Raw genomic sequence first — 16,606 nt, 5'->3', positions numbered from 1 at the left:
CTCAGGCAAAAAACGGAATTAGAGGAACAGGTCCAAACGGAAGTAGATCGGTGCTTCCCGCTCACTCAGGGCATCTGGCCGCTCGAGGGAATGGGCGAAGGTCAGGCTGGCGGCGAGGTGCTTGCCGCGGGCGAAAAATTCGATGGAGTCGCTGGAGACGCGGCCATGCTGCTCGGCGTTGTAGCGGTCGTTGCGGATCGCGCCGACGTCATAGCCGAGCCCAGTGCCGTACTCGGCGAACGCCGGGCGCAGCCAGTTCCAGGTCACCGGGCGACTCCAGCGCAGGTCGTTGCGCCAGTAGTAGCCGCTGTCGCCATTGAGGCTCTGGTCCTTGTAGCCACGGATCGAGGACTGGCTGCCCAAGCTCATGCGTTGCGAGCTGAACAGCACATCCTCGCTGCGCTGGCCGGTGACCAGGCTGCTGAACACCAGGGACTCGTCCCACAGCTTGAACGGCTGCAGGTAGCTGGCGGTGGCGGTGTATTTGCGATAGCGCGCGTTGGCCTGACGATTGCCATATTTGTCACGCTGGTTTTCGCGCTGGGCATCGAAGGCGCCGATGCCGTCCTGCAGCCCTAGGTCGAAGTTGACGAACGCGCCGCCGATGCGTCGGCCGTGGTTGATGCCGAACTGGGCTTCGCTGAGGCGGTTGCTGCTGTTGGCGAGCTTGCTGTCTTCGATGTAGTTGTTGGTGCGCAGGTAGCTCAGGCCGCTATTGAGCGAGGTCTTGCTCACGGCATCGCGGTGGATCACTCGCTCCACGCGCAGTTGGTGGTTCTGGCTGTCGCCGGTCTGCTTGAAGTTGAAGCCCTGCCCCTGAGCCAGGGAGCGGTATTCGCTCTGGCTGTAGCTGTAGCTGAGGTTCCACCAGCCAAACGGCAGGTTGTAATAGAGCATGGCGTTGCGCGAGGTTTTCTGGTGGTCGCTGATGGCGTCGTGGCCACCGCGCAGCACCAACTGGTCGGCCAGGCCTAAAGGGCTGTCCCATTCGAAAGAGCTGCCCCACTGTTGTTCGCCAGTGCTCTTCTGGCCCTCGTTGCTGCGCGACAGACCGACGCGCCAGGGCTTTTGCGGGTTGTTCTTGACCAGCACTTCGCTGCCGCCCACGGCTTGGCCCGGGGCCAGTTCCATCTGCGCCTGGTTCGACGGCAGGCGGTTGAGCTGGTCGACCATCTGCTCGATCTGCCGCAGGTTGAGCAGCTCACCGCTGCTGCCGGGAAAGGCCATGTTCAGTTCGCGGGCGCTGAGCTTGCTGCCGTCGGCGGCCTTGAGGCCTTCGAGCTTGCCTTCCACCACCAGCACCTGCAGGTGGCCGCTGGATAGGTCCTGCTGCGGCAGGTAGGCGCGGCTGGTGACCAGGCCCTTTTCGAGGTAGCGGTTGGTGATGACCTTGAGCAGCTCGTTGAGCTGGGGCACGCCCAGGCACTGGCCGATGTAGGGCTTGAGCAGGCTGTCACGCTCGCTGGCGGACAGCGAGTCGGCGCCCTTGAGCTGGATGTCCTTGATCGGGAAGCAGCGGCTGTCGGCCGGTGCGCTGGGCGCTACAGGCGTGGCGCTCTTGCCGGGCAGGTCTTTGAGTTCTTCGAGTCGCCGCTGCTGTTCTTCCAGCAGGCGGTTCTGCCGGTCGCGGATCAGCTCCTGGTCACCGGGGCTGAACGTCGGTGCAGGCAAGGGGGCGGCAAGCGCCATGTGCAAGGGGCCAGTCAGCAGCAGGCAGGACAGCGCGCAGCACAACCTCATCCCGAGGGTGGAGACAGACATATTCGATCCTTCGAAAGGGCAGCAAGGTCAAGGAAGGGCGGGGATGTTAATGTGCCATCAACCTGGCGTCAAATAAGCGTTGAACGCCTCCAACAAACTGCACAACCCCCGGAATCCGGGCCCTGCAGCGGGTGCCGCTACTAGATTTACCCTGCCACTGACACATCAGACACTTCTGAATCTTCAGGGAAGGTTTCTTGGCAACAACCTGTTAATCCGCCAGAAGCGTCTCTTCGAACTTGGGCTGCTTAGCCAAAACTCGGCGCATGGCCCAGATTGCCCGGGGTGCCGAAATGGCTCGGGAAGCCTGAGGCCAGTTGAAGCCATCGAGGCCCGGAGTACCTCTGAAAGCCAGCCAAAAAAAGCCCGGATCAGGTCCGGGCTTTTTATTGACAGCAAGCGGCGGGCTTACTCAGCCGCTGGCGCCTGTGGCTTGCGGCGCTTGAGCGGTGCCAGGCCGTCCTGGCTGACCAGGCTGTCGCTTTTCGGGCGGTTGGCGGTCTTGCGCTTGGTCGGCGACTTGGCCACGGCCTTTTTCTTGTCACCCTTGGCGTCGGTCTTTTTCTTCTTCACGCCAGCGGCCTTGCCGGAGGCCTTGACCTTTTTCGGGCCGCTATAAGTGCCTTTGACTTCCTTGATGGTGCGGCGCTCGAAGCTCTGCTTGAGGTAGCGCTCGATGCTCGACATCAGGTTCCAGTCGCCGTGGCAGATCAGCGAGATGGCCAGGCCATCGTTGCCGGCGCGGCCGGTACGGCCGATGCGGTGCACGTATTCGTCGCCGCTGCGGGGCATGTCGAAGTTGATCACCAGGTCCAGGCCATCGACGTCCAGGCCACGGGCGGCAACGTCGGTGGCCACCAGGATCTTCACCCCGCCCTGCTTCAGGCGGTCGATGGCCAGCTTGCGGTCCTTCTGGTCCTTTTCGCCGTGCAGTACGAATGCCTTGTAGTCCTGGGCCACCAGGCGGCCATAGATACGGTCGGCCATGGCCCGGGTGTTGGTGAAGACGATGGCCTTCTGGTAAGTCTCGTTGGCCAGCAACCAGTTGACGATCTGCTCTTTGTGCTGGTTGTGGTCGGCGGTGATGATCTGCTGACGGGTGGTTTCGTTGAGCTGGCTGACGCTGTTGAGTTGCAGGTGCTCAGGGTTGTTGAGGACCTTGGCGACCATCTCGCGCAGGCCGGAGCCGCCGGTGGTGGCGGAGAACAGCATGGTCTGCTGGCGGTTCGGGCATTCGTCCACCAGGCGCTGCACATCTTCGGCAAAGCCCATGTCGAGCATGCGGTCGGCTTCGTCGAGCACCAGTACTTCGACTTCCTTCAGGTCCAGGTTGCCGGCATTGAGGTGCTCCAGCATGCGGCCCGGGGTGCCGATGAGGATGTCCGGCACCTTGCGCAGCATGGCGGCCTGGACCTTGAAGTCTTCACCGCCGGTGATCAGGCCGGACTTGATGAAGGTGAACTGGGAGAAGCGCTCGACTTCCTTGAGGGTCTGCTGGGCCAGTTCCCGGGTCGGCAGCAGGATCAGGGTCTTGATGCTGACGCGGATCTTCGCCGGGCCGATCAGGCGATTGAGGATTGGCAGGACGAAAGCCGCGGTCTTGCCGCTGCCGGTCTGTGCCGTCACCCGCAGGTCACGCCCTTGCAGCGCGAGCGGAATAGCCGCAGCTTGCACCGGCGTCGGCTCGACAAATTTAAGCTCGGCCACGGCTTTGAGCAGGCGTTCGTGCAGGGCGAATTGGGAAAACACGGGTGCTACCTCGAAGATATGCAAAAAAACAGCTGCATAGGGTAACGGTTTCGAGCGCGCAGGCCGAGTTTCTTTGTGCAAACGGTGGCAAAGAGTTGGTTTTTTGTGAGCCGATTTGTCCTTAACCGTAACTTTTCCAGGGTTAAATGCTCTAATCCTCCCCTCGTGTCCCATAGAAGAATCGTTTTAGCCCATGGATTTCAAACAGCTCTGGCTCAATACCCAGGACCTCTGGGGAGCCCTCGATCAACACCCTCTCCTGCACGCTGGCATCGGCCTGACCCTGTTGCTGGTGGTCGCCCTGGTGCTCGGACGGGTGGCTCGCTACCTGGTGCTGCACGCCATCAGGTTGCTGGGCCGCCAGCCGTCCTTGCACTGGCTCAATGACCTGCGCCGCAACAAGGTGTTCCACCGCCTGGCGCAGATGACCCCGTCCCTGGTGATCCAGTTCGGCCTGCACCTGGTGCCGGAGCTGAGCAAGACCAGCCTGCTGTTCCTCGGCAACCTGGCCATGGCCTTCACCATCCTGTTCCAACTGCTGGCCCTGAGTGCCCTGCTCAATGCCCTGCTGGACATCTACGCCCGCACCGAACACGCCCGCACCCGTTCGATCAAGGGCTATGTGCAACTGGCGAAGATGGTGCTGTACGTGTTTGGCGCGATCATCATCGTCGCCACCCTGATCGACCGCTCGCCGCTGTTGCTGCTCTCGGGCCTGGGCGCCATGTCGGCGGTGATCCTGTTGGTCTACAAGGACACCCTGCTGTCCTTCGTCGCCAGCGTGCAGTTGACCAGCAACGACATGCTGCGGGTCGGCGACTGGATCGAGATGCCCCAGGTCGGCGCCGACGGCGATGTGGTGGACATCACCCTGCACACAGTCAAGGTGCAGAACTTCGACAAGACCATCGTCTCCATCCCCACCTGGCGCCTGATGAGCGAGTCGTTCAAGAACTGGCGCGGCATGCAGCAGTCCGGCGGCCGGCGGATCAAGCGCAGCCTGTACATCGACGCCAGCGGCGTGCGGTTTCTGCATGACGACGAAGAAGTGCGGCTGAGCAAGGTGCGCCTGCTCACCGACTACATCGGGCGCAAGCAGGCCGAGCTCAAGACCTGGAACGAAGCCCAGGGCAACGTCGCCGCGCTGTCGGCCAACCGTCGGCGCATGACCAATATCGGCACCTTCCGCGCCTATGCCCTGGCGTACCTCAAGAGCCACCCGGAGATCCAGCCGAACATGACCTGCATGGTGCGCCAGATGCAGACCACGGCCCAGGGCATTCCCCTGGAGATCTACTGCTTTACCCGCACCACCGCCTGGGTCGATTACGAGCGCATCCAGGGGGATATCTTCGATTACCTGCTGGCGGTGATGCCGGAGTTCGGCCTGAACCTCTACCAGCAGCCCAGCGGCACCGACCTGCGGGCCGGCTTGCTGCCGGCGATAGCGGGCGCCAGCCATGTGCCGACGGTAGAGAAGCACGCTCTGTAACCCGGTAGGAGCTGGCTTGCCAGCGAAGGCGTTGAGCGGCCAGACGCAACGCTTGCGGGCCCTTTCGCCGGCAAGCCGGCTCCTACAGGTTGGGGTGCCGGGCGCCGCGACGGCTGATCCATACCGCCGCGAGGATCACCAAGCCGCCCAGCAACAAGCGTCCCAGGTCTTCGTGCTGGTTCCAGATCAGCAGGTTGATCAACAGCCCCACCGGCACATGCAGGTTGTTCATCACCGCCAGGGTGGCACCGCTCACCAGGCACGCGCCCTTGTTCCACCAGTACATGCCCAATGCCGTGGACACCAGGCCGAGAAACAGCAGCACCGCCCATTGCAGCGGCGCGTCCGGCAGGTAATGGGCCTTGCCGAACAGCAGGAACGCCGGCAGCACCACCAGCAAGGCGCCCAGGTAGAAGTAGCCGAAGCGCCGGTAGTGCGGCAGGTCGCTGGGGTAGCGCGCCACCAGGTGCTTGTACAGCACTTGCCCGGCGGCGTAGGTGAAGTTGGCCAGTTGCAGCAGCAAGAAGCCGATGAAGAAATCCGGATTGACGCTGTCATAGCGGATCACTACCGCGCCCGCCACCGCCACCAGTGCCGCCAGCAGGCCCCAGGGGTTGAAGCGCCGGTTCAGGGCATCTTCGATCAGGGTCACGTGCAGCGGCGTGAGGATGGTGAACAACAGCACCTCTGGCACCGTCAGCACGCGAAAGCTCAGGTACAGGCACACGTAGGTGATGCCGAACTGCAGCGCACCGATCAGCAGCATGCCGCGCATGAAGGCCGGCTCCACCCGGCGCCAACGGGTCAGTGGAATGAACACCAGCCCCGCCAGCAGCACCCGCACCAGCACCGCGAAGTAGCTGTCGACATGCCCGGCCAGGTATTCGCCGATCAGGCTGAAGGAAAACGCCTGGATCAGGGTGACAAAAAGTAGATAGCCCATGTTCGCCTCGTCTTGAATGGCGGCGACGATAGCGGTTTTGCCCGCGCAGATGAAATCCCGGGCAAAAAAAAGCCCGATCTCGCTAAGCGTGCAATCGGGCGTCAGCACTGAAGGAGCAACCAGTGCAAAGGGAGGTTCGATGCGCGAACCGGCTTGAAGGGGATCCGCAGGCGCTACTTCAACACCGGGGGATTATCTGCAGATTAACGGCGCCACAAAGCCCTTCGCTGAGCGGCGCCTCGACCCAGGCACCCTGGCTCAGGCCACCTGAGCCAGCTTGGCGTTGGCCTGGTTCAGGCCCTTTTCATGGAAGTCGCCGCCCATGTTCAGGCCTTCGGCGTGGATGAACTCGACGTCGTGGATACCGATAAAGCCCATCACCTGACGCAGGTAGGGTTCCTGGTGATCGGCGCTGCTGCCGGCGTAGATACCGCCCCGGGCAGTGAGCACGTAGGCGCGCTTGCCGGTGAGCAGGCCCTGGGGCCCGGTATCGGTGTACTTGAAGGTCACCCCGGCGCGCAGCACATGGTCGAGCCAGGCCTTCAGGGTGCTGGGAATGGCGAAGTTGTACATCGGCGCGGCCAGCACCAGCACGTCGGCGGCCAGCAGCTCTTCGGTCAATTCGTTGGAGCGTTGCAGGGAGTCCTGCTCGGCGGCGCTGCGCTGCTCGGCGGGTTTCATCCAGCCGCCCAGCAGGTTGGCGTCCAGGTGCGGCACCGGGTTGCGGGCCAGGTCGCGGACCGTGATCGAGTCGCCGGGGTGAGCGGCCTGCCATTGCTGGATAAAGGTCTGGGTCAGTTGCCGGGATACGGAATCCTGCTGGCGGGCGCTGCTTTCAATGATCAGGACGCGGGACATGGCTGAAGCCTCCATCGGGGTATGCGTAAGTCGATGGGGGGCAGATTAAACAGAGTGATATCGATGAAAAAGCGCAAATAACTGCTATAACCAATCAATAAATTCGTTTATAAGCACAGCCGGCCCCAGTGCAATTCCCTGGACCGGCCTGCTTCGATCACTTGGCCTGGCAGTTCAGTTCCAGGCGCAGCTTGATGATATTGCGGTTGAACTTGGCGGTGACGTTCTTGCTCTGCCCCGCAGCGACTTCCACCTTGCGGGTGCGCGGCGACTCGGGGCCATTGCGAAACACCACCGAACACACGGCGTCGCGCTTGCCGAAGTTGTTCAGTTGGATGGAGCCGATGTCTTCATCGGTAGCAAAGGTGGTGTAGTCGATGCTCAGGCCGTTCAACTGCTTCTCGACATCGATGGGATAGGCCCAGGCGCCGAGGGGCAACAGCGCCAGCAACACACAACAGAATTTTCTCATTCGGCAGTCTCCAATAAGGAGCGCCAGCTTAGGACAAGAGGAGTCCCTCATGAAAGCGCCCCGCGTGACCCTGGATCAATGGCGCACCCTGCAGGCGGTGGTCGATCATGGCGGCTTCGCCCAGGCCGCCGAAGCCCTGCACCGCTCGCAATCCTCGGTCAGCTACACCGTGGCGCGCATGCAGGACCAGCTCGGTGTGCCGCTGCTGCGCATCGACGGGCGCAAGGCCGTGCTTACCGAAGCCGGCGGCGTGCTGCTGCGTCGCTCCCGGCAACTGGTCAAGCAGGCCAGCCAGCTGGAAGACCTGGCCCACCACATGGAACAGGGCTGGGAAGCCGAAGTGCGCTTGGTGGTGGACGCCGCCTACCCCAATGCGCGGCTGGTGCGCGCCCTGACCGCCTTCATGCCGCAAAGCCGCGGCTGCCGCGTGCGCCTGCGCGAGGAAGTGCTGTCCGGGGTCGAGGAGGTGCTGCTCGAAGGCGTGGCCGACCTGGCCATCAGCAGTTTCAACATTTCCGGCTACCTGGGCACCGAACTGAGCGCGGTGGAGTTCGTCGCCGTGGCCCACCCGGAACACGCCCTGCATCGCCTGCAACGGGAACTGCATTTCCAGGACCTGGAAAGCCAGCTGCAAGTGGTGATCCGCGACTCCGGCCGGCAGCAACCGCGGGATGTCGGCTGGCTCGGCGCCGAGCAGCGCTGGACCGTGGGCAGCCTGGCCACCGCCGCGACCTTCGTTGGCAGCGGCCTGGGTTTTGCCTGGCTGCCCCGGCACCTGATCGAACGGGAGCTGCGCGAAGGCCTGCTCAAGGTCCTGCCCCTGGACCAGGGCGGCAGTCGCCACCCGACCTTCTTCCTCTATTCCAACAAGGACAAACCCCTGGGCCCGGCCACGCAGATTCTCGTGGAACTGCTGCGCACCTTCGACACCGCGCCCCTGGATGCGGCCTTTGCCGCCCCCGAACAAGCCTGACATCCCCACCACCAGAACAGGAGTTCTGCCATGGCGTATTTCGAGCATGAAGGTTGCACCCTGCACTACGAGGAATACGGCCGGGGTGATCCCCTGCTGCTGGTTCACGGCCTGGGCTCCAGCGCCCAGGACTGGGAAAAGCAGATCCCCGAGCTTTCAAGCCGCTACCGCCTGATCGTCCCCGACCTGCGCGGCCACGGACGCTCCGACAAACCCCGGGAGCGCTACAGCATCCCGGGCTTCACCGCCGATATCGTGGCGCTGATCGAACACCTGAACCTGGGCCCCGCGCACTATGTCGGGCTGTCCATGGGCGGCATGATCGGCTTCCAGCTGGGTGTGGATCAGCCGCAACTGCTCAAGAGCCTGTGCATCGTCAACAGCGCCCCCGAAGTCAAGGTGCGCAGCACAAACGACTACTGGCAGTGGTTCAAGCGCTGGAGCCTGGCCCGGGTGCTGAGCCTGGCCACCATCGGCCGGGCCCTGGGCCAGCGGCTGTTTCCCAAGCCGGAGCAAGGCGAGTTGCGGCGGAAAATGGCCGAGCGCTGGGCAAAAAACGACAAACGTGCTTATCTCGCCAGCTTCGACGCCATCGTCGGCTGGGGGGTGCAGGAACGTCTGGGCCGTATCACCTGTCCAACCCTGGTCGTCAGCGCCGACCACGACTACACCCCAGTGGCGGTCAAGGAGGCTTATGTCAAACTGCTGCCGGATGCACGGCTGGTGGTGATCGAGGATTCCCGTCACGCCACGCCGCTGGACCAGCCGCAGCGCTTCAACCAAACCCTGCTGGACTTTACAACCACAGTCGACACCACCACCCAGGATCACTGAACCATGCTGAAAAAAATCGCCCTCGTCGCCGGCTCCGTGCTGTTCGCGGCCAACCTGATGGCCGCCCAACCGGCCAAGGCGCCCCACGTCCTGCTGGACACCAGCTTCGGCAAGATCGAAGTCGAACTGGACCCGGTCAAGGCACCGATCTCCAGCAAGAACTTCCTCGACTACGTCGACAGCGGCTTCTACACCAACACCATCTTCCACCGGGTGATCCCGGGCTTCATGGTCCAGGGCGGTGGCTTCACCGCGCAGATGGTGCAGAAAGACACCCGCGACCCGATCAAGAACGAAGCCTCCAACGGCCTGCATAACGTGCGCGGCACCCTGTCCATGGCCCGCACCTCCAACCCCAACTCGGCCACCAGCCAGTTCTTCATCAACGTCGCCGACAACGCCTTCCTCGATCCGGGCCGCGATGCCGGCTACGCCGTATTCGCCAAGGTGGTGAGCGGCATGGACGTGGTGGACCAGATCGTCAATTCCCAGACCACCACCAAGCAAGGCATGCAAAACGTGCCTGTGGACCCGGTGCTGATCAAGTCGGCCAAGCGCATCGACTGAATCCGCCAGCCTGTCCCGACGGCGGCGCCGCAACCGGCGCCCCGTCCGCTTTCAGAACAGGAGAGCCCGCACCCCGGGCTTCAAGACCCCCATGCTCTTTCGTCGTTTTGAACAACTGATCGATATCTTCCGCGACGCCCCCAGCGCCACCCCGCCCAATCGGGTCCTGCCGTTCTACTTCCACTACATCAAGCAAGTCTGGCCGAGCTTCGTCGCCCTGCTGGTGGTGGGCCTGTTCGTGGCCCTGATCGAGGTGTCGCTGTTCAGCTACCTGAGCACCATCATCGACCTGGCCCAGGGCACGCCCAGCGCCCAGGTGTTCAGCGACCACGGCCTGGAACTGGCCTGGATGGCGGTGGTGGCCCTGCTGTTCCGGCCGCTGATGGTGGGCCTGCACGACCTGTTGATGCACCAGACCATCAACCCCGGCATGACCAGCCTGATCCGCTGGCAGAACCACAGCTACGTGCTGCGCCAGAGCCTGAACTTCTTCCAGAACGACTTCGCCGGACGCATTGCCCAGCGCATCATGCAGACCGGCTATTCGCTACAGGACTCCTCGGTGCAGGTGATCGATGCCCTGTGGCACGTGACCATCTACGCCATCGGCTCCCTGGTGCTGTTCGCCGACGCCGACTGGCGCCTGATGATCCCGCTGCTGCTGTGGATCGCGGGCTTCATCGGCGCCATGCGCTACTTCGTGCCGCGTATCCAGAAGCGTTCGGTGGATGCCTCCGACGCCCGCTCCAAACTCATGGGGCGGATCGTCGACGGCTACACCAACATCACCACCCTCAAGCTCTTCGCCCACACCCGCTTCGAGCAGAGCTACGCCCGCGAGGCGATCGCCGAGCAGACCGAGAAAAGCCAGCTGGCCGGGCGCGTGGTCACCGCCATGGACGTGACCATTACCAGCCTAAACGGCCTGCTGATCGTCAGCACCACGGGCCTGGCCCTGTGGCTGTGGAGCCAGTCGCTGATCAGCGCCGGGGCCATCGCCCTGGCCACCGGCCTGGTGATCCGCATCGTCAACATGTCCGGCTGGATCATGTGGGTGATCAACGGCATCTTCGAAAACATCGGCATGGTCGAGGACGGTCTGCAGACCATCGCCCAGCCGCTGCAGCTCACCGACCGCGAGCAGGCGCCCAAGCTGGCCGTAGCCAATGGCGGCGTGCGCTTCGAGCATGTGCAGTTCCATTACGGCAAGGCCAACAAGGTGATCAGCGACCTCAACCTGGACATCCGTCCCGGGGAGAAGATCGGCCTGATCGGTCCTTCCGGGGCCGGCAAGTCGACCCTGGTCAACCTGCTGCTGCGCCTGTACGACCTGCAGGGCGGGCAGATCCTCATCGACGGCCAGAACATCGCCGAAGTGACCCAGGAAAGCCTGCGCGAACGCATCGGCATGATCACCCAGGACACCTCGCTGCTGCACCGCTCGATCCGCGACAACCTGCTCTACGGTCGCCCCGACGCCACGGACGAGGAACTCTGGGAGGCGGTGCGCAAGGCCCGCGCCGATGACTTCATCCCGCTGTTGTCCGATGCCCAGGGCCGTACCGGTTTCGATGCCCATGTCGGTGAACGCGGGGTCAAGCTGTCAGGCGGCCAGCGCCAGCGCATCGCCATCGCCCGGGTACTGCTCAAGGACGCGCCGATCCTGATCATGGACGAGGCCACCTCGGCCCTGGACTCGGAAGTCGAAGCGGCGATCCAGGAAAGCCTGGAAACCCTGATGCAGGGCAAGACCGTAATCGCCATCGCCCACCGCCTCTCCACCATCGCCCGCATGGACCGCCTGGTGGTCCTGGAACAGGGACGCATCGCCGAGACCGGCACCCACGCCCAACTGCTGGCCCATGGCGGTCTGTATGCGCGCCTGTGGCAGCACCAGACCGGAGGTTTCGTCGGCATCGACTGATGCCTCTGCAGCGGCTCCACCAAGCGCCAGAGCCCGCTATTTCAGGGGGCTCTGGCGTTTTTTTAGGCGGACTGGAATTGCGCCGAAAGCCTGCTGTACTGACCCTAGGTTCCGGAGCGGAACCTGTAGTTAACCTGCGGGATGCATAACAGTTGTATCGCGTTGATAGGTTGACCTATCAAGGATTCACCCATGTCTTTGTTCAAACGTTCCGTTACCGAAATGCTCGGTACTTTCTGGCTGGTCCTGGGCGGGTGCGGCAGCGCCGTGCTCGCGGCGGCCTTTCCCAATGTCGGCATCGGCCTGCTCGGCGTCGCCCTGGCCTTCGGCCTGACGGTGCTGACCATGGCCTTCGCCATCGGCCATATCTCCGGTTGCCACTTGAACCCCGCGGTGTCCGTCGGGCTGGTGGTGGGTGGACGCTTCCCGGCCAGGGAATTGCCGGCCTATATCGTCGCCCAGGTGCTCGGCGGGGTGATTGCCGCGGCGCTGCTGTACTTCATCGCCAGCGGCAAGCCCGGTTTCGAACTGGCCTCGGGACTGGCTTCCAACGGCTATGGCGCCCACTCCCCCGGCGGCTATTCCATGGCCGCGGGGTTTGTCTGCGAGCTGGTGATGACCTTGATGTTCGTAGTGATCATCCTCGGCGCCACCGACAAGCGCGCCCCGGCGGGACTGGCGCCAATCGCCATCGGCCTGGCCCTGACCCTGATCCACCTGATCTCGATCCCGGTCACCAACACCTCGGTCAACCCGGCCCGCAGCACCGGCCCGGCACTGATCGTCGGCGGCTGGGCCTTGCAGCAGCTGTGGCTGTTCTGGCTGGCACCGATCCTCGGCGCGGTGATCGGCGGCGTGGTCTACCGCTGGCTGGGCGAGGAAGACAGCTGAGCGAAGACGGCGAGGGTCACGCCTGCCGATAGGGCAAGGCGTCCCTCGCTTCTTCGGCATAAGCGCGAATTCCGGCCCGTTCCTGTTGCAGGAAATCCTTCACCGCGGTGTTCAGCCCGGGGTGGCGCAGGTAGTGCCAGGACCGGGTCAGTACCGGTTCAAAGCCGCGGATCAGCTTGTGCTCGCCCTGGGCTCCGGCGTCGAAACGCTGCAGTCCCTGGGCAATCGCGTACTCCATGCCCTGGTAGAAACAGGTCTCGAAATGCAGGCGGTCGAACTCCGCCAGGCAGCCCCAGTAGCGGCCGTAGAAGCTGTCGCCGCCCACCAGGCTGAAGGCCATGGCCACCGGGCGCCCGCCCTGCTTGGCCAGGACCACGCGGATAGCCTCGGGCATGCGCTCGGCCAGCAGGCTGAAGAAGGCCCGGGTCAGGTACGGTGACTGGCGCCGCACCGCATAGGTATTGGCGTAGCAGGCATAGACGAAATCCCACTGCGCCTCGTCCAGTTCATGGCCTTCGAACCACTGGAAATCAAAGCCCTGCCCCGCCACCTGCTCGCGCTCCTTGCGCATCTGCTTGCGCTTGCGCGAGCTCAGGGCGTCGAGAAAATCCTGAAAGTCACGGTAGCCACGGTTCTGCCAGTGGAACTGACAGCCCAGGCGCTGCAACCAGCCCGGTTGCTGTTCCAGGGCGGCGTCGCTGAAGTCGTCGGTGAAGTTGATATGGGCGCTGGAAAGCCCTTCGATCTCCAGGTAGCCGGGCAGGCTTTTCAACAACTCGAACGCATCCGCCTGAGTCGCCGCCAGCACCCGCGCGCCACTGACCGGGCTGAACGGCACCGCCGTCAGCAGCTTGGGGTAATAGTCGATGCCGGCGCGGGCGCAGGCATCGGCCCAACCGTGATCGAACACGTACTCGCCGTAGGAGTGCCATTTGCGATAGCTGGGCAGGGCCGCCAGCAGGCGGCCGTCCTCTACATGCAACAGGTGCTCGGCCTGCCAGCCCGAGCGCGGACCAAGGCTGCCGCTGTCTTCCAGGGCACTGAGAAAGGCATGGCGCACGAAGGGTTGCCCGTCCTTGAGCAAGCCATCCCATTGCGCGGGATCGACGGCAGACAGACTGTTCAAGGATTGCAGCGGCATCGGGGTCCCCGGAGTTCAGATCGGACAACCCGGCGAGTATCCCCCATCCCCGGGCTCACCGAAACCGCTGGCACCTGGGCACGTTCTCAACGCCCCAGGTGCTCGGCGAGAAAATCGATGAACACCCGGGATTTGCGCGGCAGGTGCGCGCTGTTGGGAAACAGCACGTGCACCGGCTGAGCAGCCAACCGGTATTCGGGCAAAACCCGCACCAGGCGGCCGCTGCCCAGGTCATCGAGGACCATCCACTCCGGCAGCACCGCCAGCCCCAGGCCCGCCAGGGCCAGGGCGCGAATCGCCGTCGCCGAGTTGGATTCGTGCCCGGGGCTGACCTTCACCTCCACCTCACCACGGCGCGGATGGTTGAAGGTCCAACCGGGCGGCCCGGCCAGGTTGCTGTTGCCGATCCACGGCAGCGCGCTCAGGTCCTCGATCCGCCGCAACTCCCGGCCATCAAGCAGCGCCGGACTGGCCACCAGGGCAATGGCGTAGTCCGCCAGCTGGCGTCCCTTGAAGCCCGAATCCGCCAGGTGGCCGAGGCGGATCACCAGGTCGAGCTTTTCCGCCACCAAATCATTCAGCGATGAATTGAAGTGATAGCTCAGGCGCACTTCGGGGTAACGCGCGGTGAACAGCGGCAGGATCGGCAACACGAACGTCTCGGCATACTCCGCCGTGGAACTGATGCGCAGCTTGCCGCTGACCCGGTTGCGCCCATGCAGCACGTTGTCGAAGGCTGTGTCGATATTGGCGACAATCCCCTTGAATTCGTGGTAAAGGTCCTGGCCGGTTTCGGTCAGGGTCACCTGCCGCGTGGTGCGCACCAGCAAGGTGCTCGCCAGCGCCCGCTCCAGAGCCTTCACATGCAGGCTGGCCATGGCCTTGCTGATCCCCAGGTACTGCGCGGCGCGGGTGTAGGAACCGAAGTCGACCACCGCGAGGAAGGTCTGCACCCGGTGCAGCTGGCCGTGAAAATGATCGCTCACTGTCAAATCTCATTAAACAATGTGTCAAGTATAGGCACCTCGACACTCCACCCCCAAGCTCCCTAAGCTGCGCGCAAAAAGGGCGACGGCATGACTTACAGATACAAAGTGGCGGTGGTATTTCTCCTCGGGTTCTTTATCGATTGCGTCAACATCTTCATGTCGGCGGTGGCCCTGCCCAGCATTGCCAGCCACTTGCAGGTGTCCAGCGCCGCCGTGGCCTGGGTGGCCAACGCCTACATCCTTGGCCTGACCCTGGTGATCGCCGTCAGCACCTGGCTGGCCGGGCGCTTCGGCAACCGCCAGGTGCTCTGCGCCTCGATGCTGCTGTTCAGCGGCGCAGGGCTGATGTGCGGGCTGGCCGACAGCTTCATGTCGCTGGTGTTCTGGCGGCTGGTCCAGGGCATGGCCGGCGGCCTGCTGATTCCCCTGGGGCAGGCGCTGACCTTCAACCTGTTCCAGGGCGGGCAACGCTCGCGGATTTCCACCCTGGTGATGGCCGTGGCCCTGCTGGCGCCGGCGCTGTCGCCGACGCTGGGCGGGGCGATTGTCGATCACGGCTCCTGGCGCTGGGTGTTCTTCGCCAGCCTGCCGCTGTCGCTGCTGGCGGCGCTGCTGTCCTGGTGCTGGATCGCCCCTGAACGCGCAGCGCCCGTGGATCGCCCGGACCTGCGCGGCCTGCTGCTGGTGAGCGCGAGCCTGGCTGGCCTGCTGCTGGGCATGTCGCTGTACGGCAGCGGCTACCCGGCGTATCAGGCGGCACCGAGCCTGCTCGTCGGGCTGCTATTGGCCGAGTGCTATCGGCGTCACTGCAAGTCCTGCGCCCGGCCCATTGTCGAACTGCGGCTGCTGAAACACCCGCGCCTGGGCCTGTCGGTGGCGATCTATCACGCCATTCCGGGGATCTTCACCGGGGTCAATCTGCTGAGCCTGTTCTTCCTCCAGGAGCACCTGCACCTGAGCGCCCGGCACAGCGGCATGTTCATGCTGCTGTACGCCGCCGGCGCGCTGCTGGCGATGCTGGCGGGCGGGCGCGGCTACAACCGCCTGGGCGCCGCGCGGCTGTTCGCCATGGCCCTGGTGCTGCACAGCGCCGGCATCGCCTGCCTGTGCTGGGTCGACTCGGCAGCCGACCTGCCGTTGCTGATGGCGGCCTACCTGCTGATGGGCCTGGGCGGCGGTGCCGGCGCCAACACCGCGCAAACCACCGCCCTGCTGGACTTCGACGGCGCCGATACGCACCAGGCCAGCGTGATCTGGAACATCAACCGGCAGATGGCCTTCAGCCTTGGCGCCGCCTGGTTGCTGATGCTCTACAACCTGCTGCTGGCTTACACCGACGCCAGCGGCGCCTACCACCTGAGCCTGTTGCTGGCCGCCGCAGCCGGTCTGCTGCCGCTGCTGACCCTGAACCAACTCCCCACCATGAAGGCCACCCATGCCCAACTCGATCATTGAACAAGCGCAACACAGCGTGCACCAGATTCACCAACTGATTCACAGCGTCTTCAGCAACCGGCAGGGGGACGGCGCGGCCTGTCTCGACCCCTTGCTGGCGTTGCTGGCCGAAGACTTCCAGATGGTCACCACCGGCGGCGCCCTGATCGGCCGCGAGCAGGTGCAACAGCTGTTTCACACGGGCCTGGGCAAGCGCCCGGGGCTGGAAATCAGGCTCAGCGATCTGCATTGCGTGTGGCAGGAAGGCCTGTGCGCGGCGATCCGCTACAAGGAAATCCAGCGCCTGGACTCGCTCGAAACCTCGCGCCTGTCCCTGGCGATCATCCGTGTCCAGAACAACACGGCGCAGTGGCTGTACCTGCACGAAACCACCTGCCCCTGACCGCCGCCAGGCCCGAGCCCCGAGCTCGGGCCAAGCCATCCGCCCCGGTTCTCCGACCTCTTGCTGCGCGACACCGGCCCGCTGAACGGCGGCTGATCGCCCCTCGACCTCCCCCCTTCTCCGACACCGACAACGCCCCCGCACAGGGGGAATTGCAGTCAGCAATCGTCATCGA

General features: G+C 64.0%; 15 protein-coding genes. 8 read left to right on the top strand and 7 right to left on the bottom strand.

The genetic code is table 11. The features are described from left to right. Positions 1-18: 18 nt before the first annotated feature. The gene (locus BLV47_RS31735) at positions 19-1,761 is read right to left on the bottom strand and encodes a ShlB/FhaC/HecB family hemolysin secretion/activation protein (RefSeq protein WP_092320469.1); all 1,743 of its coding nucleotides are present in this window, start codon (positions 1,759-1,761) and stop codon (positions 19-21) included. A gap of 408 nt (positions 1,762-2,169) precedes the next feature. After that, positions 2,170-3,510, bottom strand: a complete 1,341-nt coding sequence (locus tag BLV47_RS31730; RefSeq protein WP_092320605.1) for a DEAD/DEAH box helicase — start codon at positions 3,508-3,510, stop codon at positions 2,170-2,172. Between the two features lie 193 nt (positions 3,511-3,703). Between BLV47_RS31730 and BLV47_RS31725 the strand changes: the two genes are divergently transcribed. Further along, positions 3,704-5,002 (top strand): mechanosensitive ion channel family protein, encoded by a 1,299-nt coding sequence (locus BLV47_RS31725; protein WP_092320468.1) that lies wholly within the window; start codon positions 3,704-3,706, stop codon positions 5,000-5,002. Positions 5,003-5,084: 82 nt separating this feature from the next. On the opposite strand, the gene BLV47_RS31720 is transcribed toward BLV47_RS31725, so the two are convergent. The 3 genes from BLV47_RS31720 to BLV47_RS31710 all read right to left on the bottom strand — a co-directional run bounded on the left by BLV47_RS31720 (position 5,085) and on the right by BLV47_RS31710 (position 7,275). After that, the gene (locus BLV47_RS31720; protein ID WP_092320467.1) at positions 5,085-5,945 is read right to left on the bottom strand and encodes a carboxylate/amino acid/amine transporter; all 861 of its coding nucleotides are present in this window, start codon (positions 5,943-5,945) and stop codon (positions 5,085-5,087) included. Between the two features lie 258 nt (positions 5,946-6,203). Continuing rightward, entirely contained in the window at positions 6,204-6,803 is a 600-nt protein-coding gene (locus BLV47_RS31715; RefSeq protein WP_092320466.1) for an FMN-dependent NADH-azoreductase, read from the bottom strand. 157 nt (positions 6,804-6,960) lie between these two features. Continuing rightward, positions 6,961-7,275, bottom strand: coding sequence for a 3-phosphoglycerate kinase (locus BLV47_RS31710; protein ID WP_092320465.1), 315 nt, complete (start codon positions 7,273-7,275; stop codon positions 6,961-6,963). A 49-nt stretch (positions 7,276-7,324) separates the two neighbouring features. Here BLV47_RS31710 and BLV47_RS31705 point away from each other — a divergent pair, with 49 nt between their 5' ends. From BLV47_RS31705 to aqpZ, 5 genes are all read left to right on the top strand, one after another. Beyond that, complete coding sequence (locus BLV47_RS31705) at positions 7,325-8,248, top strand: PA3225 family LysR-type transcriptional regulator (protein ID WP_092320464.1); 924 nt, start codon at positions 7,325-7,327, stop codon at positions 8,246-8,248. Positions 8,249-8,278: 30 nt separating this feature from the next. After that, positions 8,279-9,082, top strand: a complete 804-nt coding sequence (locus tag BLV47_RS31700; RefSeq protein ID WP_092320463.1) for an alpha/beta fold hydrolase — start codon at positions 8,279-8,281, stop codon at positions 9,080-9,082. Between the two features lie 3 nt (positions 9,083-9,085). Next, a complete protein-coding gene (locus tag BLV47_RS31695) occupies positions 9,086-9,649 on the top strand; it encodes a peptidylprolyl isomerase (protein WP_016967472.1) in 564 nt (187 codons plus the stop codon). Positions 9,650-9,740: 91 nt separating this feature from the next. Then, positions 9,741-11,573: an ABC transporter ATP-binding protein gene (locus tag BLV47_RS31690; protein ID WP_092320462.1), complete on the top strand. Its 1,833-nt coding sequence runs from the start codon at positions 9,741-9,743 to the stop codon at positions 11,571-11,573. 192 nt (positions 11,574-11,765) lie between these two features. Next, a complete protein-coding gene (gene aqpZ, locus BLV47_RS31685) occupies positions 11,766-12,464 on the top strand; it encodes an aquaporin Z (RefSeq protein WP_092320461.1) in 699 nt (232 codons plus the stop codon). Between the two features lie 16 nt (positions 12,465-12,480). On the opposite strand, the gene BLV47_RS31680 is transcribed toward aqpZ, so the two are convergent. Together BLV47_RS31680 and BLV47_RS31675 are read right to left on the bottom strand one after the other, a co-directional pair. Further along, positions 12,481-13,605 (bottom strand): GNAT family N-acetyltransferase, encoded by a 1,125-nt coding sequence (locus BLV47_RS31680; protein ID WP_092320460.1) that lies wholly within the window; start codon positions 13,603-13,605, stop codon positions 12,481-12,483. Positions 13,606-13,691: 86 nt separating this feature from the next. Beyond that, a complete protein-coding gene (locus BLV47_RS31675; protein WP_092320459.1) occupies positions 13,692-14,597 on the bottom strand; it encodes a LysR family transcriptional regulator in 906 nt (301 codons plus the stop codon). 84 nt (positions 14,598-14,681) lie between these two features. Between BLV47_RS31675 and BLV47_RS31670 the strand changes: the two genes are divergently transcribed. Beyond that, the gene (locus BLV47_RS31670; protein WP_092320458.1) at positions 14,682-16,049 is read left to right on the top strand and encodes an MFS transporter; all 1,368 of its coding nucleotides are present in this window, start codon (positions 14,682-14,684) and stop codon (positions 16,047-16,049) included. Next, on the top strand, positions 16,030-16,431 hold the full coding sequence (locus BLV47_RS31665) for a hypothetical protein (protein WP_167365728.1): 402 nt from the start codon (positions 16,030-16,032) through the stop codon (positions 16,429-16,431). Before BLV47_RS31670 ends, BLV47_RS31665 begins: the two co-directional genes overlap by 20 nt. Positions 16,432-16,606 lie beyond the last annotated feature (175 nt).

This window comes from Pseudomonas saponiphila (assembly GCF_900105185.1).
In the GTDB taxonomy this organism is placed as follows: domain Bacteria; phylum Pseudomonadota; class Gammaproteobacteria; order Pseudomonadales; family Pseudomonadaceae; genus Aquipseudomonas; species Aquipseudomonas saponiphila.
This window is presented reverse-complemented; position numbering and strand designations above follow the sequence as displayed.

Coding starts and splice junctions, on each gene's coding strand:
- BLV47_RS31735 (WP_092320469.1), bottom strand. CDS start 1,761: ATGTCTGTCTCCACCCTCGGGATGAGGTTGTGCTGCGCGCTGTCCTGC.
- BLV47_RS31725 (WP_092320468.1), top strand. CDS start 3,704: ATGGATTTCAAACAGCTCTGGCTCAATACCCAGGACCTCTGGGGAGCC.
- BLV47_RS31720 (WP_092320467.1), bottom strand. CDS start 5,945: ATGGGCTATCTACTTTTTGTCACCCTGATCCAGGCGTTTTCCTTCAGC.
- BLV47_RS31715 (WP_092320466.1), bottom strand. CDS start 6,803: ATGTCCCGCGTCCTGATCATTGAAAGCAGCGCCCGCCAGCAGGATTCC.
- BLV47_RS31710 (WP_092320465.1), bottom strand. CDS start 7,275: ATGAGAAAATTCTGTTGTGTGTTGCTGGCGCTGTTGCCCCTCGGCGCC.
- BLV47_RS31705 (WP_092320464.1), top strand. CDS start 7,325: ATGAAAGCGCCCCGCGTGACCCTGGATCAATGGCGCACCCTGCAGGCG.
- BLV47_RS31700 (WP_092320463.1), top strand. CDS start 8,279: ATGGCGTATTTCGAGCATGAAGGTTGCACCCTGCACTACGAGGAATAC.
- BLV47_RS31695 (WP_016967472.1), top strand. CDS start 9,086: ATGCTGAAAAAAATCGCCCTCGTCGCCGGCTCCGTGCTGTTCGCGGCC.
- BLV47_RS31690 (WP_092320462.1), top strand. CDS start 9,741: ATGCTCTTTCGTCGTTTTGAACAACTGATCGATATCTTCCGCGACGCC.
- aqpZ (WP_092320461.1), top strand. CDS start 11,766: ATGTCTTTGTTCAAACGTTCCGTTACCGAAATGCTCGGTACTTTCTGG.
- BLV47_RS31680 (WP_092320460.1), bottom strand. CDS start 13,605: ATGCCGCTGCAATCCTTGAACAGTCTGTCTGCCGTCGATCCCGCGCAA.
- BLV47_RS31670 (WP_092320458.1), top strand. CDS start 14,682: ATGACTTACAGATACAAAGTGGCGGTGGTATTTCTCCTCGGGTTCTTT.
- BLV47_RS31665 (WP_167365728.1), top strand. CDS start 16,030: ATGCCCAACTCGATCATTGAACAAGCGCAACACAGCGTGCACCAGATT.